21 protein-coding genes are annotated in these 21,102 nt (G+C 71.0%); 9 read left to right on the forward strand and 12 right to left on the reverse strand.

Features of this window, described 5'->3' with window-relative positions:
- Nucleotides 1–104 precede the first annotated feature (104 nt).
- The 3 genes from ACVKXF_RS14720 to ACVKXF_RS14730 are packed head-to-tail and all read left to right on the forward strand — an operon-like array spanning nucleotide 105 to nucleotide 1,771.
- Nucleotides 105–1,121 carry an NAD-dependent epimerase/dehydratase family protein gene (locus tag ACVKXF_RS14720; protein WP_456796192.1) on the forward strand — a complete coding sequence of 339 codons (1,017 nt, stop codon included), beginning with the start codon at nucleotides 105–107 and terminating at the stop codon, nucleotides 1,119–1,121.
- A 45-nt stretch (nucleotides 1,122–1,166) separates the two neighbouring features.
- The gene (locus tag ACVKXF_RS14725; protein WP_123314341.1) at nucleotides 1,167–1,367 is read left to right on the forward strand and encodes a type II toxin-antitoxin system VapB family antitoxin; all 201 of its coding nucleotides are present in this window, start codon (nucleotides 1,167–1,169) and stop codon (nucleotides 1,365–1,367) included.
- Nucleotides 1,367–1,771 (forward strand): PIN domain-containing protein, encoded by a 405-nt coding sequence (locus tag ACVKXF_RS14730; protein ID WP_123314342.1) that lies wholly within the window; start codon nucleotides 1,367–1,369, stop codon nucleotides 1,769–1,771. Before ACVKXF_RS14725 ends, ACVKXF_RS14730 begins: the two co-directional genes overlap by 1 nt.
- 22 nt (nucleotides 1,772–1,793) lie before the next feature.
- Here the strand turns inward: ACVKXF_RS14730 and ACVKXF_RS14735 are convergent, their stop codons facing one another.
- Both ACVKXF_RS14735 and ACVKXF_RS14740 read right to left on the reverse strand, forming a co-directional pair.
- Nucleotides 1,794–2,330: a GNAT family N-acetyltransferase gene (locus ACVKXF_RS14735; RefSeq protein WP_456796179.1), complete on the reverse strand. Its 537-nt coding sequence runs from the start codon at nucleotides 2,328–2,330 to the stop codon at nucleotides 1,794–1,796.
- Nucleotides 2,306–4,909 (reverse strand): DEAD/DEAH box helicase, encoded by a 2,604-nt coding sequence (locus ACVKXF_RS14740; protein ID WP_456796180.1) that lies wholly within the window; start codon nucleotides 4,907–4,909, stop codon nucleotides 2,306–2,308. Before ACVKXF_RS14740 ends, ACVKXF_RS14735 begins: the two co-directional genes overlap by 25 nt.
- Before the next feature lie 88 nt (nucleotides 4,910–4,997).
- Between ACVKXF_RS14740 and ACVKXF_RS14745 the strand changes: the two genes are divergently transcribed.
- On the forward strand, nucleotides 4,998–6,014 hold the full coding sequence (locus ACVKXF_RS14745; protein ID WP_123314345.1) for an LLM class flavin-dependent oxidoreductase: 1,017 nt from the start codon (nucleotides 4,998–5,000) through the stop codon (nucleotides 6,012–6,014).
- A gap of 455 nt (nucleotides 6,015–6,469) precedes the next feature.
- On the opposite strand, the gene ACVKXF_RS14750 is transcribed toward ACVKXF_RS14745, so the two are convergent.
- Nucleotides 6,470–8,938, reverse strand: a complete 2,469-nt coding sequence (locus tag ACVKXF_RS14750) for a glycoside hydrolase family 3 protein (RefSeq protein ID WP_456796181.1) — start codon at nucleotides 8,936–8,938, stop codon at nucleotides 6,470–6,472.
- 37 nt (nucleotides 8,939–8,975) lie between these two features.
- A complete protein-coding gene (locus ACVKXF_RS14755; RefSeq protein WP_260233168.1) occupies nucleotides 8,976–10,244 on the reverse strand; it encodes an MFS transporter in 1,269 nt (422 codons plus the stop codon).
- A gap of 131 nt (nucleotides 10,245–10,375) precedes the next feature.
- Between ACVKXF_RS14755 and ACVKXF_RS14760 the strand changes: the two genes are divergently transcribed.
- Together ACVKXF_RS14760 and ACVKXF_RS14765 are read left to right on the forward strand one after the other, a co-directional pair.
- The gene (locus ACVKXF_RS14760; protein WP_456796182.1) at nucleotides 10,376–10,966 is read left to right on the forward strand and encodes a TetR/AcrR family transcriptional regulator; all 591 of its coding nucleotides are present in this window, start codon (nucleotides 10,376–10,378) and stop codon (nucleotides 10,964–10,966) included.
- Nucleotides 10,967–11,168: 202 nt separating this feature from the next.
- Complete coding sequence (locus tag ACVKXF_RS14765; RefSeq protein ID WP_123314392.1) at nucleotides 11,169–12,029, forward strand: NAD-dependent epimerase/dehydratase family protein; 861 nt, start codon at nucleotides 11,169–11,171, stop codon at nucleotides 12,027–12,029.
- An 18-nt stretch (nucleotides 12,030–12,047) separates the two neighbouring features.
- Here the strand turns inward: ACVKXF_RS14765 and ACVKXF_RS14770 are convergent, their stop codons facing one another.
- Nucleotides 12,048–13,616, reverse strand: a complete 1,569-nt coding sequence (locus ACVKXF_RS14770; RefSeq protein ID WP_456796183.1) for a DUF7059 domain-containing protein — start codon at nucleotides 13,614–13,616, stop codon at nucleotides 12,048–12,050.
- Complete coding sequence (locus tag ACVKXF_RS14775) at nucleotides 13,613–13,978, reverse strand: ArsR/SmtB family transcription factor (RefSeq protein ID WP_123314349.1); 366 nt, start codon at nucleotides 13,976–13,978, stop codon at nucleotides 13,613–13,615. Before ACVKXF_RS14775 ends, ACVKXF_RS14770 begins: the two co-directional genes overlap by 4 nt.
- Before the next feature lie 100 nt (nucleotides 13,979–14,078).
- Between ACVKXF_RS14775 and ACVKXF_RS14780 the strand changes: the two genes are divergently transcribed.
- Complete coding sequence (locus tag ACVKXF_RS14780; RefSeq protein ID WP_456796184.1) at nucleotides 14,079–15,332, forward strand: MFS transporter; 1,254 nt, start codon at nucleotides 14,079–14,081, stop codon at nucleotides 15,330–15,332.
- A 161-nt stretch (nucleotides 15,333–15,493) separates the two neighbouring features.
- Here ACVKXF_RS14780 and ACVKXF_RS14785 read toward each other — a convergent pair whose 3' ends face one another.
- Nucleotides 15,494–15,949 (reverse strand): TIGR02611 family protein, encoded by a 456-nt coding sequence (locus ACVKXF_RS14785; RefSeq protein ID WP_456796185.1) that lies wholly within the window; start codon nucleotides 15,947–15,949, stop codon nucleotides 15,494–15,496.
- Nucleotides 15,950–16,080: 131 nt separating this feature from the next.
- Nucleotides 16,081–16,413: a TraR/DksA family transcriptional regulator gene (locus tag ACVKXF_RS14790; protein ID WP_340195626.1), complete on the reverse strand. Its 333-nt coding sequence runs from the start codon at nucleotides 16,411–16,413 to the stop codon at nucleotides 16,081–16,083.
- Nucleotides 16,414–16,469: 56 nt separating this feature from the next.
- Between ACVKXF_RS14790 and ACVKXF_RS14795 the strand changes: the two genes are divergently transcribed.
- Nucleotides 16,470–17,501: an LLM class flavin-dependent oxidoreductase gene (locus ACVKXF_RS14795; RefSeq protein ID WP_456796186.1), complete on the forward strand. Its 1,032-nt coding sequence runs from the start codon at nucleotides 16,470–16,472 to the stop codon at nucleotides 17,499–17,501.
- 9 nt (nucleotides 17,502–17,510) lie between these two features.
- Here the strand turns inward: ACVKXF_RS14795 and ACVKXF_RS14800 are convergent, their stop codons facing one another.
- On the reverse strand, nucleotides 17,511–18,014 hold the full coding sequence (locus ACVKXF_RS14800; protein ID WP_456796187.1) for an ASCH domain-containing protein: 504 nt from the start codon (nucleotides 18,012–18,014) through the stop codon (nucleotides 17,511–17,513).
- A gap of 124 nt (nucleotides 18,015–18,138) precedes the next feature.
- Between ACVKXF_RS14800 and ACVKXF_RS14805 the strand changes: the two genes are divergently transcribed.
- A complete protein-coding gene (locus tag ACVKXF_RS14805; protein ID WP_456796188.1) occupies nucleotides 18,139–18,585 on the forward strand; it encodes a DUF2510 domain-containing protein in 447 nt (148 codons plus the stop codon).
- 113 nt (nucleotides 18,586–18,698) lie between these two features.
- On the opposite strand, the gene ACVKXF_RS14810 is transcribed toward ACVKXF_RS14805, so the two are convergent.
- The 3 genes from ACVKXF_RS14810 to ACVKXF_RS14820 are packed head-to-tail and all read right to left on the reverse strand — an operon-like array spanning nucleotide 18,699 to nucleotide 20,864.
- Nucleotides 18,699–19,691: a site-specific tyrosine recombinase XerD gene (locus ACVKXF_RS14810; RefSeq protein WP_396291135.1), complete on the reverse strand. Its 993-nt coding sequence runs from the start codon at nucleotides 19,689–19,691 to the stop codon at nucleotides 18,699–18,701.
- A gap of 19 nt (nucleotides 19,692–19,710) precedes the next feature.
- Nucleotides 19,711–20,292: a DUF1349 domain-containing protein gene (locus tag ACVKXF_RS14815; protein WP_456796189.1), complete on the reverse strand. Its 582-nt coding sequence runs from the start codon at nucleotides 20,290–20,292 to the stop codon at nucleotides 19,711–19,713.
- Nucleotides 20,289–20,864, reverse strand: coding sequence for an NUDIX domain-containing protein (locus ACVKXF_RS14820; RefSeq protein ID WP_456796190.1), 576 nt, complete (start codon nucleotides 20,862–20,864; stop codon nucleotides 20,289–20,291). The genes ACVKXF_RS14815 and ACVKXF_RS14820 overlap by 4 nt, the downstream gene beginning before the upstream one ends.
- Nucleotides 20,865–21,102: the final 238 nt, after the last annotated feature.

Genomic DNA, 21,102 nt, shown 5'->3' on the forward strand with positions numbered 1-21,102 from the left:
ACGAACTCGGTCAGCCTGGGCCTGGGAGACCCAGGAACACCGAGGCACTGGTCCGCATCCGACCCCGAGACGATGCTGGACGCATAGAGAACACCGAACACGTCCTGGTCACCGGCGGCTCCGGCTTCATCGCCGGCCACCTGATCCTGCAGCTGCTCGACGCCGGGCACCGCGTCCGCACCACGATCCGGTCCCTCGAGCGTGAACCCGCGGTCCGTGCGGTCCTCGCCGAAGCCGGCCTGACCGCCGACGACCGGCTGGAGTTCGTCGCCGCCGACCTGACGTCCGATGACGGATGGACTCAGGCGGTCGCGGACATCGACGTCGTGCACCACGTCGCCTCGCCGGTGATGCCCGGCCACGTCGAGGACGAGGACTCCGTGATCCGTCCGGCGGTGGAGGGGACACTGCGGGTGCTGCGCGCCGCACACGCGGCCGGAGTCGATCGCGTCGTGCTGACCTCGGCCTTCCACGCGGTCAGCTGGGGCCACCCGCACTCCGACCACGTGTTCACCGAGGCCGACTGGACGGTGCTCGACGGGCCCGGGGTCGATGCCTACGGCACGAGCAAGACCCTTGCCGAACGCGCCGCCTGGGACTTCGTCGCGTCCGAGCCCGGTGCGCCGGAGCTCGTCACGACGATGCCGGTCGCGGTGATGGGTCCGGCGATGGGGCACGCGGTGTCCGGCGCGAACCACATCCTGCAGTCCATGCTCTCCGGGGCGATGCCCGCGACCCCGCGGCTGTTCATCCCCATCGTCGACGTCCGTGACGTCGCCGCGGCGCACGTCACCGCGACGACCGAACCGAACGCGGCGAGCAAGCGGTTCCTGCTCTCGAACGGTCCGGCGCTCGAGATGGCCGAGATCGCCGCCACCCTGCGCGAGCACCTCGGTGACGACGCCCGGGCGGTCCCGACGCAGACACTGCCCGACGACGTCGTACGGACCGCGGCCGAGACCCAGCCGCAGTTCCGTGCGATGGTGCCCGACCTCGGCTACGCCAAGCGCGCCTCGAACGAGCGAGCCCGCACCGTGCTCGGCTGGACACCTCGTGATCCCCACCAGGCGATCGTGGCGGCGGCCCGGAGCCTGGTGGCGAAGGGCCTCATCGGCCGATAGGAACCGGCCAGCGTATATAGTGGCTTGTATAAACTGGAGGTGCTCATGGCAGTGACGACGATCGACCTCGATCAGCGAGTCCTCGAGGACGCGAAGCAACTCACCGGAGCACGCTCGAACAGAGAGGTCGTCCAGCGCGCGCTCGAGACACTCATCGCTGTGCGACGGCAGCCTGCGGCGGTCGAGCGGATCATCGCCCGGGATTTCGCCGCAGACCCGACGGCCGCGGACGAACTGCACCCCTGATGGCGACGTACATCGTCGACAACTCGGTCTGGTGGAAAGCGCACCGCTCCCCGGCGATCGCTCAGCGCCTGCGGGAGATCGCGACTCAGGACCTCATCCTGACGTGCCCTCCGCAGGTACTCGAGTACTGCCACTCAGCGCAGTCCAGCTCCGACCACGACGACCATCGCGATGACATGGCGGCGTTCCTCGAAGCGTCGACCCACCCTGATGTGACGGCGGTGACGAGTATCCAGAACGCACTGTGGCGCAACGGACACGTGCGCGGCGCCGGGCCGGTCGACGTCCACATCGCCGCGTACGCCGTCTGCAACGGGGCGACGGTTCTGAGCTCCGACCGTGACTACGAGCACATCGCATCGGCTGTCGCTGAGTTCCGGCACGAATACCTCCCGGAGCACTGAACGCACTCCTGCCCCACGAGGATCAGACCGCCCGCTCCCACAGCGCCACGGTGCTCTCGAGCCGGTCGTACCGGTACGGCTTCCGCTCCCCCGTCGGCGCGTACCCGAGCGCTCGCCAGAACGGCTCGGCACCGGCGGCGTTGGTCGCCACGATGCCCAGCCGCAGTCGGCCGGCGCCGGCATCGGTGGCCAGGGACACGACGGCCTCGTGCAGCCTGCGTCCGAGCCCCGCACCGTGCCGATCACCACGGGTGATGAGCAGACCGATGTACGCCGTGGTCGGTGCGGGGTACCCGAGCAGGACGTCTGCGAACGCCACGAGCGCGTCGCCGTCCCACAGCCCGATCCCGTGCTTGCCCGCCGGGTCGAAGCCGTCCGGCACCGACACGAGTGCGCTAAGTCCGTCGGACGGCCCCGGCGGGTACCCGGTGATCCGCTCGGCGTAGTCCGGCACGGTCTCGAGCAGCGCCTGCAACGCGTCGACGTCGTCAGCGCCGAGCGCGCGCACGACGAACGGACCAGCACCGCCCGGCATCAGTCCACGTCCACGTCGGTCCACCCGTCGAACCGTCCGATCTCGGTGACCCGGACGACGGCCTCGCCGGCTTCGTCCGAGGCGTCGAGGTCGATCGTCGCCGAGAACCCGAAGTCCTTGTCGCCCGACGGGTCCGCGAAGATCTGCCGTGCACGCCACACGCGCGATGCACCCGCAGCCGCCGTCGCCCCGGCACCCGTCGCTCCCGTCTGGTCGAGCACCAGGTACGACATCGACCGGGCGTCGGCGTCGGTGCGGATCTCGTCGTGCGACTCGTAGTACTCCTCGAGCACCGCGTCCCACGCGTCCCCGTCGAACCCGGCAGCCGCGTCGAGCGCGCCGAGGCCGTCGACGTCGTCCCGCGCGGCGAGCAGCACCCGCTGGAACAGCGCGTTCCGCACGAGCACCGTGAAGGCGCGCACGTTGCCGGTGAGCCGTGCGGGCTGCGGCGGCGCGATCTCCTGCTCCTCGGCCAGGGCGAGCAGGACGTCACCGTTGAGCAGCGCCTCCCACTCGTCGACGAGCGAGGAGTCGGTCTGCCGGACGACCTCGCCGAGCCACTCGATCAGGTCGTCGAGCTCCGGGTTCCGCTGCTCCTCGGTGATGGTCTGGCGCATGGTGCGGTAGGCGTCGGACAGGTACCGGAGCACGAGCCCCTCGGAGCGGGTGAGCTGGTAGAACCGCACGAAGTCGCCGAAGGTCATCGCGCGCTCGTACATGTCGCGGACGACGGCCTTCGGCGAGAGCTGGAAGTCGAGGACCCACGGCTGTTCAGCCGCGTACGCCTCGTAGGCCGCCTCCAACAGCTCGGACAGGGGGCGAGGCCAGGTGACCTCCTCGAGCAGCTCCATCCGCTCCTCGTACTCGATGCCCTCCCGCTTCATGCGGGCGACCTCTTCACCGCGCTCCTTGAACTGCTGCTGCGACAGGATCGCGCGCGGGTCGTCGAGGGTGGCTTCGACGATCGAGACCATGTCCAGCGCGTAGGTGGGAGACGAAGGATCGAGCAGTTCGAACGCGGCGAGCGCGAACGGCGACAGCGGCTGGTTGAGGGCGAAGTTCGACTGCAGGTCGACGGTGAGGCGGTACGTGACCGGAGGCCCCGGCACCCGCTCGATGACCTGGGCGTTGATCAGCGTCCGGGCGATGACGAGTGCGCGCCGGGCCATCGCGAGCTGGCGGGAGCGCGGTTCGTGGTTGTCGAACACCAGCGACCGGACCTCGTCGAACGCGGAACCCCCGCGGGCCACCACCGACAGCACCATCGCGTGCGTGATCCGCATCCGCGACACCATCGGTTCCGGTTCGGCGCCGATGAGCCGGTCGAACGAGGCCTGCCCCCAGGACACGAACCCCTCCGGTGCCTTCTTCCGCTTGATCTTGCTCTTCTTCTTCTGGTCGTCCCCGGCCTTGGCGACGGCGCGGGCGTTCTCGATGTCGTGCTCGGGGGCTTCGGCGACGACGTCGCCCTCGGTGTCGTACCCGGCGCGTCCGGCACGGCCCGCGATCTGGTGGAACTCGCGCGCGGACAGCTGGCGCATCTTCGTGCCGTCGAACTTCGTCAGTCCGGTGAACAGCACGGAGCGGATCGGCACGTTGATGCCGACGCCCAGGGTGTCGGTGCCGCAGATGACGGGCAGCAGCCCGCGCTGTGCGAGCTGCTCGACGAGCCGTCGGTACTTCGGCAGCATGCCGGCGTGGTGGACACCGATGCCGGCGCGGATCAGGCGGGACAGGGTCTGTCCGAAGCCGGCGCTGAAGCGGAAGCCCGCGATCGCTTCCGCGATCTGGTCTCGACGCGCCCGATCAGCGACCTTCGCTGACATCAGTGACTGCGCCCGTTCGAGCGCCGCGGCCTGGGCGAAGTGCACGATGTAGATCGGTGCCTTGCCCTCCTCCAGCAGCCGTTCGACGGTCTCCTGCACGGGCGTCATCACGTACTCGTACTCGAGCGGCACCGGTCGGCTGACACCCGTCACGCGGGCGGTGGGTCGGCCGGTGCGTCGGGACAGGTCGTCGGCGATGGTGGTGACGTCGCCGAGGGTGGCCGACATGAGCAGGAACTGCGCACGCTCGAGCACGAGCAGCGGCACCTGCCACGCCCAGCCGCGGTCGGGGTCGCCGTAGAAGTGGAACTCGTCCATCACCACGACGTCGACGTCGGCGTCCGGGCCTTCGCGCAGGGCCAGGTTCGCCAGGATCTCGGCGGTGCAGCAGACGATGGGTGCGTCGCCGTTCACGCTGGAGTCGCCGGTGACCATGCCGACGTTCTGCGCGCCGAACAGTTCGACGAGCTGGAAGAACTTCTCGGAGACGAGCGCCTTGATCGGTGCCGTGTAGTAGCTCCGCTTGCCCTCGGCGAGCGCGGCGAAGTGCGCGCCGGCCGCGACGAGCGACTTGCCGGTGCCGGTGGGGGTGCTCAGCACGACGTTCGCGCCGGAGACGAGCTCGATGACCGCTTCGTCCTGCGCCGGGTACAGCGGCCGTCCGCCCTCCTCGGCCCATGCCGCGAAGGCCTCGTAGACCTCGTCGGGGTCGACGACGCCGTCCACCGCCGCCGGGATCGCGGCGACGAGCGGGGGCACGGTGGTGACGTCGGTCATGCGCCCATCCTCCCAGGCTGCGGTGACGAGGTGGTCGGGGACGGATGACCGGGAGGCCCGGCTCCATACGCGCGCATAGACTCGCGTCATGCGCGAACTCGGCTTCCTCACCTTCGTCCCGAACCACGGCGGCACGGAGGGTGCGGCGAGCGCCCTCGAGGACGGCCTCCGGCTGTTCGAGACGGCCGAGTCCCTGGGCTACGGCACGGGCTGGGTCCGTGGTCGCCACTTCGAGCCGTTCCTGACGAGCCCGATGACCTTCTTCGCCGCCGCGGCTCAGCGCACGAGCACCATCGCCTTCGGCACCGCGGTGCTCGGCATGCGGTACGAGGACCCGGTCCGGCTCGCCGAGGACGCCAGCACCGTCGACCTGCTGAGCGGTGGGCGGGTGCAGCTCGGCATCAGCACGGGCATCGCCGGGTACGGGCCGATCCTCGACCCGGTGTTCGGCGCCGTCGACCGTCCCTTCCGCGACGAGGCCGAGGCCCGCGCGGCCCGCCTGCTCGAGGTCCTGCAGGGCGAGCCCCTCGGCAGCGCGGGCAAGGGGTACGAGAGCATCCCGGCGGGCGCCGACCTCGCCCTGCAGCCGCTCAGCCCCGGTCTGCGCGATCGTGTCTGGTGGGGCGGCGGCAGCATGGGCACGGCGGTGCGCACGGCCGAGAAGGGGCTGCTCCTGCACTGCTCGACCCTGAACACCGAGGACACCGGCGCTCCCTTCGCCCAGGCGCAGGCGGACCAGATCGCCGCCTACCGCGAGCGGTTCACCGAGTTGCACGGCGAGACCGGCCGCACGTCGAAGGTCGCGGTGGGCCGCATCGTGGTCCCGCTGCTCGACGACCACGACCGCGCGGTGCACGAGGAGTTCCTGACCGGGTACGCCGCCGGCATGGACGACGAGGGCCGGCCGCTCTCCGGTCCCCCGTTCCGGTTCAGCAAGGTCCTGTCCGGCGAGCCGTCCGCCATCGTCGACGCACTGCTCGCCGACCCCGCCGTCACCGCGACGGACGAGCTGGTGATCACCCTGCCCGCGAACGGGGACGTGGTCGCCCACGAGCGGATCCTGCGCATCGTCGCCGAGGAGATCGCACCGGCGCTGCGGGCCTGAGGACGGATCAGGACATCCGGCGGGCTCAGATCGGATCGGTGAGTCCCGAGAGCCCTGCCGGATGACCATCTCGTCCCTGATCCGCACGGGATGGTGGGACCATCGTTCCACCTACCGAGCGGTTTGTCACACCGAGATGGACCCACGGGCGAAGAAAGTTGATCATCCTTCATCCGTTTTGCCCGGATTGCACGAAGTCCGTCAACCGGTTCGCCGGACTGAAGACCGATCGGGCGCGGATCCGGGCCGGAACGGACGAATGCGCCCCCGCGCGGACGCGGGGACGCATTCTGGACGCACCGGGGAAGCTGGGGCATCGTCAGCCGGATCAGGAGGCTGAGTCGCACAACCAGCGACCCCGTAGTCGGTGCGTGCGCCGACGGTAACCAGCCGACTGGCGCACATCGATGGTACTCAACAGGCGTCGTCGATGCGCGGAAACCGGACGAACCCGCTCACTCCAGTTCGAGGGCCGCTGTTCCGGACTCGTCACTGACCGATGCCCCGACGTGCAGCGTGAAGGCACCGGACTCGTACTGCCAGGCCCCGTCCCAGTGCGCGAACGCCCGGGCCGGTACCTCGATCGAGACCTCGGTCGACTCCCCCGCTCCGAGGCGGACCGGGGCGAACCCGACGAGCCACCGCACCGGGCGGTCCACGGCAGAGGACTCCCTCGAGGCGTAGACCTGCACGACGTGCTTGCCGGCGCGAGCACCGGTGTTCGCGACCGTCGCGGTGACGATGACCGCATCCCCCTCGGACACGGTCGGGGTCGCCGCCACCCCGTCGATCGTCCACGAGGTGTAGCCGAGGCCGTGCCCGAACGGGTACGCGGGCTCGGTACCGGCACGGAGCCAGGCGCGGTACCCGATGTGGACACCCTCGTCGTACGACACCTTGCCGTCGACGGGGGTCACGTCCAGCACGGGCACGTCGGCCATCGCGACCGGCCACGTGGTGGGCAGTCGGCCGCCGGGCTCCTGGACGCCGGTGAGCACGTCGGCGAGTGCGTTGCCGTACTCCTGACCGCCGAACCAGGTGAGCAGGACCGCGGCGACGTCGTTCCGCCACGGCATCTCGACGGGCGAGCCGGCGTTCACGACGACGACCGTGTTCGGGTTCGCCGCGGCGACGGCGCGGACCAGGTCGTCCTGGTGGCCGGGCAGCGCGAGCGACGAGCGGTCGTAGCCCTCGGACTCGACCTTCGAGTTCGTGCCGACGACCACCACGGCGACGTCGGCGGACCGGGCCACGGACACCGCCGCGTCGATCAGCACGGACGGGTCCTCGTCGCTGGGCTCGGTGCCGAACTGGTACGCGAGCACCCCGCCGAGGGTCTCGTCCTGGATGACGTCGTACTCGATGCGGATCGCGACGTCCTGCCCGGCGGTCACCTCGACGGGCACCGACCGTGCCGGCGGGTTGAGGAACGCCGCACCGAGCTGGTCGCCCTCGAACGGCACGTCCTCGTCGAGCAGCAGCTCGCCGTCGATCCACATGCGCGAGCGGCCGGCCGCGCCGATGCCGATCCGCACGGTGCCGGTGGACGGCGCGGTGTAGGTCGTGGTGATGTCGAGCCGGTCGGCCTCACGCGTGGGGGCGTCGCCGCCGAACCAGAACAGCGCGGTGGCGCGGCGGTCCTCGACGTACAGCTCCTCGCCGTCCTTGACGAAGGCGACGCGGGCGCCGGGCTCGCCGGTGCCGGGGTTCGTGATGGTGGACAGCGGGAACTCCGCGATGCCCTCCTGCACGACGGCACCGATGGCGTAGTCGACCGTGGCACCCGGGAACGCCGAGCGGATCCCGTCGAGCGGCGAGACGACCTGCGACGGCACGACCGTGGCCGAGCCACCGCCCTGCGTGCGGGCCTGGTCGGCGTTGTGACCGATGACGGCGATGCGGGAGACGGCGGGCGCGTCGAGCGGCAGGACGCCGGTGTTGCGGACGAGGACGGTGCCCTCGGCCTCGGCTTCGCGGACGAACGCGACGCCGTCCTCGACGTGCACGGGCTGCTCGGCGACGGGCTCGAAGCCCTCGAGTGCTCCGACACGGGCAGCGAGGGTCAGGACGCGGCGGACCTTGCGGTCGACGGCCTCGATCGGCACGTCGCCGGACTGCACCGCGGCGAGGAGTGGCCCCTCGCTCCACCACTGGTTCGGTCCGGGCATCGCGACGTCCTGCGACGCTTTCGCCGAGTCGACCGAGCGCACGCCGGTCCAGTCGGACACGACGATGCCGTCGAAGCCCCACTCCGAGTTCAAGGGGGTCTCGAGCAGGTCGTGCTCCGACGCGGTGACGCCGTTGATCGAGTTGTACGACGACATGATCGCCCAGGCGTGCGCCTCGGTCACGGCCTTCTCGAACGCGAGCAGGTACAGCTCGCGCAGGGCTCGGTCGGACACCTCGGTCGACGCCGTGAAGCGGTCGGTCTCGTAGTCGTTCGCGATGTAGTGCTTCGGGGTGGCGGCGACACCGTTGTCCTGCACGCCGTCGACGTAGGACGCAGCCAGGTCGCCGGTCAGGACGGGGTCCTCGCTGAACGCCTCGAAGTGACGACCACCGAGCGGTGAGCGGTGCAGGTTGATGGTCGGGCCGAGCACGACGTCGACGCCCTTGCGGCGGGCCTCGACGGCTGCTGCGGCGCCGTAGCGCTTGGCGATCGCGCGGTCCCACGACGCCGACAGCGCGGTCGCCGAGGGCAGGTTCAGGGACGGGTCGCGCTCGTCCCAGACCTCACCCCGGACGCCGGAAGGGCCGTCCGACATCAGGATGCGGCGCAGCCCGATCTTCTCGATCGGCCAGGTGGTCCAGAAGTCGCGCCCGGTCAGGAGCTGCACCTTCTCGTCGGTCGTCAGCTGGTCGACGAGCGCGTCGATGCGCTCAGCCGTACTGGAGGCGTCGGTCACGTCGTTCACGGTGGTCACGGTGATCGGTCCTTTCGTTCAGAGCCGGAACAGGTGGTCAGCGCACGCCGCGGATGCGGGACACCGAGGCGATGCCGAGCAGACCGACGACGGCACCGGTGATGAAGAAGCCGCTGTACCCGCCGGTCAGGGCGATGACGCCCGGGGCCGCCGCGGGGACGATCGACTGGGGCAGGGCCTGCGCGATGTTGACGACGCCGAGGTCCTTCGCGTTGTCCTCGTCGGACGGCAGCACGTCGGTGATGAGCGCCAGGTCGACGGCGTAGAAGACACCCATGCCGGCACCCATCACGAACTCGCCCACCAGGACCATGCCCAGGGACGGCGCGAGCGCGATGATGACGAGCCCGACGACGCCGACGATGCCGGCGACCGCGACGAACAGCTTGCGGCGGCCGAGCTTGTCCGACAGCCAGCCGGCGATGAGCGAGGTGAGCACGATGCCGACGACGTTCCACAGCGTGCCCTGGAACACCGCGTTCGCGACGTGGTCACTGTCCACGCCGATGTCGTCCCGCAGGAAGTACGTCAGGTAGCTCACCGCGGTGTACTGCGCGGCGACCATCAGGAACCGGGTGAGCCAGGCCCATCCGAGGTCCGGGTGCTTCACGGGGTTGAAGACGAACGAGCCGAAGACCTGCCCGATGCCGAGCTTCGACGTCGGCCGGTTCGTGAGCACGCGGTCGCGGAACACCAGCGCGTAGAGCACGACGACGATCGACCCGATCGCGCCGGGGATGATCATCTGCGTCGCCGAGGTCGAGAAGAGCTGCACGAGAAAGGTGCCGCCGACCAGCGCGAGGTTCTGGGCGAGCCCGAGCAGCGCCGCGACCCGGCCACGCTGCGACCGCGTGACGTGGTCCGGCAGGACGGCCGTCAGGGCGGCGATCGTGGCGTTGTAGGCGATCTGCGTGACGCCCCACGCGATGACCAGCACGACGGTGGAGGTGGTCGTCGCGACGACCACGAGGCCCGCGAAGCCGACCACGGTGCCACCGATGATCCACGGACGACGCATGCCGAGCCTCCCGTACGTCCGGTCACTGAAGCGACCGGCCAGGGGGTTGGCGACCATCGCGGCGAACGCGCCGACGCCGAGTGCCAGACCGAGGACGCCCGCCTGGTTGTCCGGCGCGATCTCGGCGACCTTGAGCGCCATGGCGACCAGCACCGGTGGCAAAAGGGCGATGTACAGGCCGAGCATCGCGATCGGCATGCCGAGCGTGTACATGAGCGGGGCCCCTCGGCCGTGCGTGGGGGCGACGGCGGTCGGGGTGTCGCTGACTGTCAGGGCGTCTTTGGCCACTGCAACCTCTTCTCGGGTGCGCCACCTGCGTCGGTGACTCGCACGCCTTCGTCGGCGGCTCGTGCCACCGTAACACCAAAACCAAGCCTGGCTAGGTTTTAGGGGTGCACTCCGAGCGGTACAGTCCTGCCATGGCACGACGGGGTTCGTACGCGAAGGGCATCGCGAAGCGCGAGGAGATCCTCACGGTCGCGCTCGACCTCGTCGCCTCGCAGGGCTTCCGCCGCACCAGCATCAAGGACATCGCCGACGCCGTCGGACTGACCCAGGCCGGCCTGCTGCACTACTTCGACTCGAAGGACGAGCTCTGGGTCGAGATCCTGCGGCGACGCGACGAGCTCGACCTGCAGCACGACTGGCAGGCGTCGGACCCGGCCGCGCTGCTCGCCGCGATCGTCCGGCACAACGCCGAGGTCCCCGGCCTGGTGCAGATGTTCGTCAACCTGTCGGCCGCCGCTGCGACCGACCCCGAGCACCCGGCGCACGCGTACTTCCAGGAGCGCTACGAGCGCAGCCGTCGCGACCTGTCCGCCGACTTCCGCGCCATGCAGCAGGACGGACGGCTCCGCTCCGACGTCGACGCCGAGGAACTGACGAGCGTGCTGCTCGCGGTGTCCGACGGCATGCAGATCCAGTGGCTGTTCGACCCCTCGCGGGACATGGCGCAGCACGTCGAGCTCGTCGCCCGGCTCGCGATGGCCCAGGTCGCTCCCACCGCCTGACGCGTCTCTCGCCCTCCCCGCCGGGCGCTCCCCGCCGGCACCAGGTTCCGGACACAGCACCGCGCGATTCCGTGGTGTCGTGTCCGGAACCTGGTTCGCGCGGCGACAGCGGGGTACGGACAGGGCCTGGTCGGGTCAGGCAGCGCCGGGCAGGATGGGGCGTGCCCGTCAGGGCGACCCGACGACGATGTGGAGTGACGCGATGACGCGTGTAGTGGTGACCGGCGGCAGCGGCAAGCTCGGACGAGCGGTGGTGCGCGACCTCGATGCGCACGGGTACGACGTGGTGCTGCTCGACCGCGTGCCCTCCCCCGACCAGCCTGAGGGCGTGCAGTTCGTTCGGATCGACCTGACCGACTACGGCCAGGTGCTGAACGCCCTGCTCGGCGTCGACGACCGCTACGACCACGTGGACGCCGTCGTGCACCTCGCGGCCGTCCCCGCTCCGGGGCAGGTCCCCGACGTGGCGCTCATCACGAACAACGTCACGGCGTCGATCAACGTCTTCCACGCCGCTCGCGCCGCGAAGATCAAGAACCTGGTGTGGGCGTCGAGCGAGACCCTGCTCGGCATCCCGATGGGCGAGCACCACCCGCCCTACCTGCCCGTCGACGAGGAGTTCGCGGTCCGCCCGCAGTCGTCGTACTCCCTCGGCAAGGCCGTGGAAGAGGAGATGGCGCGCCACTTCACCCGCTGGGACCCGGAGCTGAAGATGATCGGCCTGCGGTTCTCGAACGTGATGGACGAGACGGACTACCCGGCGTTCCCGTGGGACGCCACCCCCGAGGCGAAGACCTTCAACCTGTGGTCGTACATCGACTCGCGCGACGGTGCCCAGGCGGTCCGCAAGGCCGTCGAGGCCGAGCTCACCGGGTTCGAGGCGTTCGTCATCGCGAGCCCCGACACCGTCATGGACACCCCGACGATCGAGCTCGTCGAGCGCTACGTGCCCGACATCGAGCGTCGCGCGGACATCGACGGCGTCAGCTCGCTGCTGTCGTCGGAGAAGGCTCGCGAGCTGCTCGGCTACGCCCCCGAGCACAGCTGGCGCGACGGGCGCTGACAGCGCCCGCGACCGCGGCTACGCCGGCAGCAACAGCCCGTCGAGCACCAGGTCGCGCGCCGCCGGCAGCAGGTCGGCGGCGAGCACCTGCTCGTCGACACCCGTGATCTGCGCGAGCGCGCCGACGATCGCGGCGACGGACAGGTCCCCGTCGCACGCTCCGACGAACGCGGCGAGCGCCGTGTCCGCATCGACCCGTCGTCCGAGCCCGCCGCCCTGCACGAGGGTCATCACCGTCGGGTCGTCGTTGCCCGGCCAGTAGTAGCGCTCCTCGGTGACGTCGCCCGCCACCGTCAGGTGCGCCACGGCGAGCGCGGCGTCGTCGTGGTCGGCGAGCCAGGCGGCCGCGTCGAGGACGCGAGCGACCGTGGCACCGAGCCCTGCGGGGTTGGAGCCGAGCGTCTCGGGGACGCGCTCGAACCGGCGGAGGCTCGCCGTTCCTCCTGGCTGGGCTCGACGGGCCACGACGTAGCCGAAGCCGACGCCGGTGACGCGGCGGTCCGCGAAGTCGTCGAGCCAGGCGCCCATCAGCGTGTCGAACTCGGGCGTTCCGGGCTTCGTGCCGCCGTCGCGGATCCAGGTCTCGGCGTACGACGTCGGGTCCTGGCGCTCGCGCTCGATGACCCATGCGTCGAGGTCGGTGTCCGCGAACCAGCCGCGCACGCGGTCGAGGCCGTCGACGCCCCAGTGGTACTCCCAGTTGCCGAGCAGCTGCGCGGTCCCACCGGGCTCGAGGTGGTCGGACAGCCCTCGGAGCACGGTCTCGACGAGCGCGTCGCCGACCATGCCGCCGTCGCGGTACTCGTACGAGGGGACGCCTGGCCGCCGGGGCGTGATGACGAACGGCGGGTTCGAGACGATGCGGTCGAACCGCTCCCCCGCGACGGGCTCGAAGAGCGAGCCGTACCGGAAGTCGATCCCGTCGATGCCGTTCAGCTGCGCGTTGAAGCGGGCGATGTCGAGGGCGCGGCGCGAGATGTCGGTGGCGACGACGTGCTCGGCGAAGCGTCGGGCGTGCATGGCCTGGATCCCGCAGCCGGTACCGAGGTCGAGCACCGTGCGGACGGGGACGGGTACCTGCAGGCCGCTCAGCGTGGTGGTGGCGCCGCCGATGCCGAGGACGTGCTCCTCGCTGATCGCGTGCCCGAGGGCGAGTTCCCCGAGGTCGGACACGATCCACCAGCTGCCGGCGCCGAGGTCGTCGACGAAGGCGTAGGGGCGCAGGTCGACCGTCGGACGGACGTCGGCTTCGTCTCCGGTCAGCAGCCCCGCCGTGATCACGGCGTCGAGCCCGGCGGTCGGGAACGCCTCGGCGGCGTCCGCTCGGGACGTCGGCAGCCCGAGCACGAACAGGGTGGCGAGTGTGCCGAGCGGCGTCGTCTCGCGCGCTGCGAGTGCACGGAGGGCCGCGACTCGTGACCCACGGTGCAGCGATGCGGCCGCTTCGGTCCCCCAGAGTGCGTCGACCCGGTCGACGGTGAAGCCGGCGGCGTCGAGGTCCGCGGCGAGCGCCGTCGACACGGCGGGCCCGGCCCCGATGTCGGGGAGTGTGTGCACGCCGGCACCCGCGCCGGGCACCGTGCTCACGACTCGATCCCGTCGCGGAGGAGTGCCGCAGGCACCTGCCAGTCGAGCACCAGGTCGAGCAGCCCCGGGAACCGCTGCTGCACGTCCTCGATCCGGACGCGGCTGATGCGGGTCAGACCCTCGAGGTGCTGTTCGAGCAGTCCGGCCTCGCGCAGGACCCGGAAGTGGTGGGTGAGCGTGGACTTCGGTCGGTCGATGCCGACCCAGCCGCAGCTCCGTTCACCACCGGCCGCGTCGACGAGGTAGCGGTGCAGGATCGCCAGCCGGATCGGGTCGCTCAGGGCGTCCAGGACGACGGGGAGGTCCATCTCGGCCACGGACGGCTGGGGCAGCCGCTCGGGGGCATCGACGTGCGCGGGCATGGACGGGACGCTACCACCGTTCGGCTTGCTGTACGACTTGCGTCGTACAGCGGACTGCGGTACGAATGCACTCGTACAACGGACCATCGGAAGGATGCTCATGCAGCAGTCAGCTCGCTCGGTCGTCGGGTTCTGGATCCTCGCGGCGATGCTCCTGGTGTCGGTCGCGTCGTCCGCGGTCCCCTCGCCGATCTACCCGGTCTACGCCGCCGAGTGGCACCTCACGCCGCTCATGCTGACCGGCGTCTTCGCCATCTACGTCGCCGGGCTGCTCGCGAGCCTGCTCGTCGCCGGACGCCTGTCGGACCACGTCGGCCGCAAGCCCGTGCTCGTCGCCGGCGGTCTCGGCGTGGCCCTCTCGCTCGGGCTGTTCGCGATCGCGGACGGCGTCGGCGCGCTCATCGTCGACCGCATCGTGCAGGGCGTCTCCGTCGGGCTGCTCATCGGGGCGCTCGGCGCGGCCCTCATCGACAACTCGCTCGAGCGGCACCCGACCCTGGCCGGCGTGCTGAACGGCGTCATCCCGCCGATCGCCCTGGCCACCGGTGCGATGTCGAGCGGCGCGCTCGTCCAGTGGGGTCCGGCGCCGGAGCAGCTCGTCTACCTGGTGTTCGGCGCACTGCTCGTCCTGCTCGTCCTCGCGCTGTTCGTGGTGCCCGAGCAGGTCCAGCGGCGCCCCGGAGCCCTCCGCTCCCTGCGTCCGACGATCAGCGTGCCGCGGAGCTCCCGCCGGCTGTTCCGCGGGGTCGTCGGTTCCCTCGTCGCCAGTTGGGCGCTCGGTGGCATGTTCCTCTCGCTCGTCCCCTCGGCCCTCGGTGCCGTGTTCGGCATCACGAACCACTTCGCGGCCGGAGCACTCATCGCCGTCGTGACCGGCGTCGGCGCACTGACCGGGCTAGCGACGCAGCGCATGGACGCACGTCGTGCGGTGCTCGTCGGACTCGTCGCCCTGGTGCTCGGTCCGATCGTGACCGTGGCGTTCGTGATGGCGCACTCCCTGCCCGGCCTCGTGGTCGGTAGCGCGATCGCCGGCATCGGCTTCGGTGCCGGGTTCCAGGCACCGCTGCGGATGCTGCTCGCCACCGCTGCGCCGACGCACCGCGCCGGCCTGCTCTCGACGATCTACGTCGTCAGCTACCTGGCGTTCGGGGTCCCCGCGGTCATCGGCGGCCTGCTCGAACCGTCGATCGGCCTGGTCCCGGTGATCGCCGGGTACGGCGGGTTCATCGTCCTCGCCGCCGTCGTCGCACTCGTGCTGCAGCTGGTGTCGAAGGACGCGGCCCTCGTCGAGGAGCAGGCCGCCGAGGTCATCGAGCGCACCGCCACGGGGTCGGTCCGCGTCGCTGCGGAGTAGGCGCGCTCGGCGCGCCGGCACGGTGCGGCGCGCTCGCACGGTGCGGCAATGCCCATTCGGCGCGAGGTTGCTCGCTCAGTGCGAGTCTGCAGCGCCGCACCGAGCGACCAACCTCGCACGCAGTGACGAAAACAGCACGGTGACGGCCGCGACGACCCGACCTAGTGACCCGGGTGCGCCGAGTTGGCGCCGCGCGCCCGTCCACGCGCACGCACCCCGACCGTCCGCGCCGCACCGGTGTGGGCGGCGTCGACGTCGGCCTTGCCCCGGTCGGCTGCGTCACGCAGTCGCTTGGGTCCGTGCCGCTTGGCCCAGTCCCAGAAGCGGTGCAGCTGCGCCTTGAGCCAGACGATGATCTTGTGGAAGAAGTGGAACTCGCTCGCCAGCACCGTGAGGCCGATGAACACCACGAGCCACCCCGGCCCGGGCAGCGGCACCAGGACGAGTCCGATGATGACGACCAGCCCGCCGACGATTCCGACGAGCACCTTGTAGAACAGGTGCAGGTGCGGTCGGGCGTGGATCCAGGTCCGCACGTCGTGGAACCACTGGAAGCGCTGACGGGGCGCACCCTCGGCCCGGCTCTCGCCGGTTCCGTCGTTCGGGTCACCGTCCATGCCGAAAACGTAGGGCGTGCGGCTGGGAATCCGCGGCGCACGCGGTGGACGCGCGGTGCGCGTGAGGGGAGCGACGTGGCGGGCCCGCACCGTGCCTCCAGGCCGTCAACTGGTGTCTGCCGGGAGGCCCGTCATGCGTGCGCGACGCACGTCGCGGCCCACGGGACGGCGGCCAATCGGGCCGCTGGGATCGGTTCTCCTCCGACCGTGCACGTTCCGTAGGTGCCCGCATCGAGCCGCGCGAGCGCGGCGTCCACCTGCTCGATCCGTTGCCGTGCCGCGTCGCGGACGGCACCGAGCGAGCCGCGCTCCCACGCGAGGGTCGCGCCCTCGGGGTCGTGCTCGTCGTCGGAGTTGGCGTCCTGCCGGGCGTCGCTGACGTCGCGCATGCTCCGCTCGACGTCGGCGAGCAGCCGTTCGTTGCGGGCGCGTTCGGCATCGAGTGCCGGGCGGGGGTCGTCCATGGCGGACACCGTAGTCGCGACGGAATGCGCGGTTCTCCGGATGCGTTCGCATCGACATGACGAAGATCGGGTTCCTGTCGTTCGGACACTGGCGCGACGTGCCGGGGTCGAAGGTGCGCAGCGGGCGTGAGTCCCTGGTGCAGGCGATCGACCTCGCGGTCGCTGCCGAAGAGGCCGGCGTCGACGGCGCCTACTTCCGCGTGCACCACTTCGCTCCGCAGCAGGCTGCTCCGTTCCCCCTGCTGTCCGCGATCGCCGCGAAGACCAGCCGCATCGAGATCGGGACCGGCGTGATCGACATGCGCTACGAGAACCCGCTCTACATGGCGGAAGAGGCAGCGGCGACCGACCTCATCTCCGGCGGACGACTGCAGCTCGGCGTCTCCCGTGGATCACCCGAGACCGCCCTCGCTGGTTACCAGCAGTTCGGCTACGTGCCGGACGCGTCCGACGAGAACGGCGGGGACATGGCCCGCGCACACACCAGCGTGTTCCGTCGCGCCATCGCCGGCGAGCCGATGGCGAATGCCAACCCGCAGATGACCGGCTCGGTCGGTTCGCTGCCGATCTCCCCGCTCTCCGACTCGCTCGGCGACCGCATCTGGTGGGGTGCCGGCACCCGGGCCACCGCCGAGTGGACCGCCGAACAGGGTATGAACCTGATGTCGTCGACGCTGCTCACCGAGGACACCGGTGTGCCGTTCGACGAGCTCCAGGCTGAGCAGATCGAACGCTTCCGCCGTGTCTGGGCCGAGTCGGGCTGGGAGCGGACCCCGCGCGTCTCCGTCTCGCGCAGCATCATCCCGATCATCGACGACGAGTCGCGGCACTACTTCGGCGTCCGCGCACAGGTCGAGAGGCAGGACCAGGTCGGACACCTCGACGGCGGACTGGCACGCTTCGGCCGGTCCTACATCGGCTCGCCCGAGGACCTCGTCGCGGAGCTGGCAGCCGACCAGGCCGTCCGCGCTGCCGACACCGTGCTCGTCACGGTGCCGAACCAGCTCGGCGTCGACTTCAACGCGCGGCTGCTCGCCGCCGTGAAGGACGTGTTCACCGAGGTCGACGCGGCGCCCGTCCCGGCCTGACCTGCTCGATCAGGCGCTGACGGTCGGCGGTGGCGTCGACGCCGTTGACGTCGGCGTCGGCGTCGGCCAGAGCAGCCGGAAGCGCTCGCAGACCACCGGCATGTCCGGTTCGAAGCCGCGCGGGTTCTCGGAGTGCGCGCGCCAGTACGCCTCGTGCACTCTTCGCCAGTGCTCGAGGGTCCGGTCGCCCTCGCCTTCGGCACGCGCGTGCTCGGCTCCGACGGCATCGAAGGGGACGATCCGGACGTCCGTCGTCTCGATGGCGGCCCGGGGAACACCGGCGCCGTCGGTCACGATGCTGCACTCACCGGTCACGGGGAGCGGGTCACCCGACGCCTCGTAGTCCCAGAGCGAAGACGCCGTACCGTCCTTGACCCCTCGGAGCACCAGCTCGAGCAGCTCGTCAGCCTGCTCCGGTGTGGCACCGAACGACCACGCCTCCGGCGCCTCGACGGGCAGCTCCGGGGCCTCGGCGCGCCGCTCATTCCAGAAGTCGTCGAGGGTCGTGGCCACCAGCCGACCGTAGCGCACCGCCGGGTGTCCGCACTTGTGCCGACACCCGCCTTGGGACTGTGGCAGGACCGTCCCGACTCGTACCGTCGAGGAGCACCGTTCCCCCGCACCTCGAGGAGTCCCCGTGACGCTGCCGGCCGCAGGCTGGTTCCCGGACCCGCAGGACGCCAGCCGTCTGCGCTGGTGGGACGGTCACGCCTGGGGTGCTGCGACGCGCGTCCTGCCGAGCGCTCCGGAACCGGTCATGCCGATCGTCGTCGCACCTGTCGGTCCCTCGTTCTCCGTGCACACGGCATCGATCCGGACCCACGCGTGGGCGTCCGGCGGCGCCCGCGACCGACGGTTGTGCGTGTTCACGGTGCTCGCGGTGCTGCTGGCGCTGACGTCGATCCTCTGCAACCCGCTGGGTGTCTGCAGCGCGCTCGCGCTCGTGTGCGGGTTCATCGGTGTCGTCCGCCCCGGTGCGACCGGTGGGTGGCGTGTGCTCGCGAGGAGTGCTTCGGCGAGCGCCATCGTCGTGGCCGTCGCGACCGCCGCGGTCGCGGCCTCGACCCAGTTCCACCTCTTCTGACGCGCCCGTAGCGTCACCGTCCGACTTCGTGAGCAGAAATGGTCGGGTGCCGACCAGCGACCCGACCATTTCTGCTCACGAAGTGCACGCCCGGGGCCGCCGAACGCCGAGACCTACCGCCGCGCCCGCGGGTGCGCCGTCTGGTACACGTCCCGCAGCATGTCCGCCGTGACCATCGTGTAGATCTGTGTCGTCGCGACGCTCGCGTGCCCGAGCAACTCCTGCACCACGCGCACGTCGGCCCCGCCCTCGAGCAGGTGTGTGGCGAACGAGTGCCGGAAGGTGTGCGGCGACACGTGCGCCTCGAGGCCCGCCGCCTCTGCCGCCGACTGGATCACGAGCCACGCGCTCTGCCGTGAGAGCCGAGCGCCCCGGGCGCCGAGGAACAGCGCCGGCGTCGAGGGCCCGCGTGCCGCGAACACCGGCCGCGCACGCACCAGGTAGGCGTCGATCGCCGCCCGGGCGAAACTGCCGAGCGGCACGACCCGCTGCTTGTTCCCCTTGCCGGTGACCTTCACGACGGCGAGGCCGTCGGCGTCGGGAGCCGAGTCGTCGGACAGCGTGGTCACGTCGTCCACCGACAACCCCACCGCCTCGGAGATCCGCGCGCCGGTGGCGTAGAGCAGTTCGAGCAGGGCCTTGTCCCGCAACTGGACGGGGTCGTCGGCGTCGACGGACACCGCGCCCAGCAGCCGTTCCATGTCCTCCACCGAGATGGCCTTCGGCAGCCGCATCGGGGCCTTCGGCGGCCGGACGGCAGTACCGGGGTCGAGCGGCAGCCAGCCCTCTCCTGCCGCGAAGGCCGTGAACGACCGCACCGAGCTGAGCATCCGGGCGATCGACCTCGGTGCCAGCGGACCGTCCGGCTTCGTCGCCAGGTGGGTCACGAACTCCGAGACGTCCGCACGCGCCAGCCGCCCGACGTCGTCGATCGCAGACGCCCCGCCGGCCCGGTCGGCACCGTCGGAATCGACCACCGGAGCGGTCGCCAACCACGACGTGAACACCGCGAGGTCACGCCGGTATGCCGACAAGGTGTGTTGCGACAGCCCGCGCTCGATCGCGACGTGCCGCAGGTACGTCTCCGTGGCACGGTCGAGCGGGATCACGACAGCAGGCGCACGGTCAGTGCAGCGCCTCGTCAGGCGCCCCGACCCGGTACCCGGTGAAGCTCACGGTCAGGCCGGCACGCGTCGGAGCAGCGCACAGCAGTCCAGCCGACACGGCGGCATCGGGATCGAGGTACGCGACCCGGACGAGGCGCGGCTGTTCGTCGTCGGCCCACGCCCGCACGGTCACCGCATCGCCGTCGCGGCTGACCCGCATCGTCACGACGCGTCCCACCCACTCCGGTACGGGCGCCACCGACCAGTCCGAGAAGTCGCGGGTCACCACGGCGCCGAGCTGCGGCGTCCCGTCGGAGACCTCGACACCGGCCTTGATCCAGTTCCGCTCGTCGACGCGCAGGAAGACGCCGGCCTGGTCGAACTGTTCCGTGTAGTCGAGCACGAACGAGACCTCGACCGAGAACGCCCCGTCGATGCGCTCCACCAGTGCATGCTCGGAGTCGTGGACGAACCCGTACGAGGTGGTCCGCCAGGCGTCACTGCCCTCGACGGCCGTGACGCGCAGCACGTCGCCGTCGAGCACTGCCGCCTCGGGCTCGTGCGTCCAGCTGGCCGTGTCGACCAGTTCGCGCAGGCTCATGCGCGGCGACGCTCGAGCGCATCGACGGCGAGCACGGCCACGACGAGCCCGGAGTTGTGCAGCCGTCCCTCGAGGATCGCCTCCACCAGCTCCGCCCGCGGCACCCACCGCTTCACGATGTCGGCTTCCTCGGCCTCACGCTCGAACGCGGTCGCCGTGGGCCGGACACCCCGCGCGCGGTAGACCTGCAGGAACTCGTCGCTCCCACCGGACGAGGTGTTGTACCGGACCAGCGGCTCCCACGTGTCCGCTTCGAGGTCGGCCTCTTCCGCGAGTTCTCGCGCGGCGGCGACCTGGAGGTCCTCGCCCTCCACGTCGAGCAGGCCGGCCGGAAGCTCCCAGTCGCGCACGCGCACCGGGTGCCGGTACTGCTGGATCACGAGCACCCGGCCCTCGTCGTCCTCGGCGTAGACCGCGACGGCACCGGTGTGGTCGATGTACTCGCGGACCATCGTCTCGTCGTTGTAGGCGATCGCGTCCCGCCGGACGTCCCAGACGGCGCCCTCGTACACGACGGTCGACTCGGTGACCTCGAACGAGGCGGGTTCGTCAGCGATGGGTGCGTCAGTCACGGAACCATCCAAGCACGCGCCCCTCGCGGAACCAGGTTCCGGACACCACACCGCGCCGTTCCGTGGTTCCGTGTCCGGAACCAGGTGCCATGGGCGCGACCACGAACGGACGGGAGGCGGGGGGGGGGGGGGGCCCCCCCCCCCCCCCCCCCCCCCCACCCCCCGGCCCCGCCCCCCCCCCCCCCGCGGGGGGTCGGGGGGCGAGGGGGGCCGGGGGGGGGGGGCACCCGCGCGACGG

The sequence above is a fragment of the Curtobacterium sp. PvP017 genome (genome assembly GCF_054060195.1).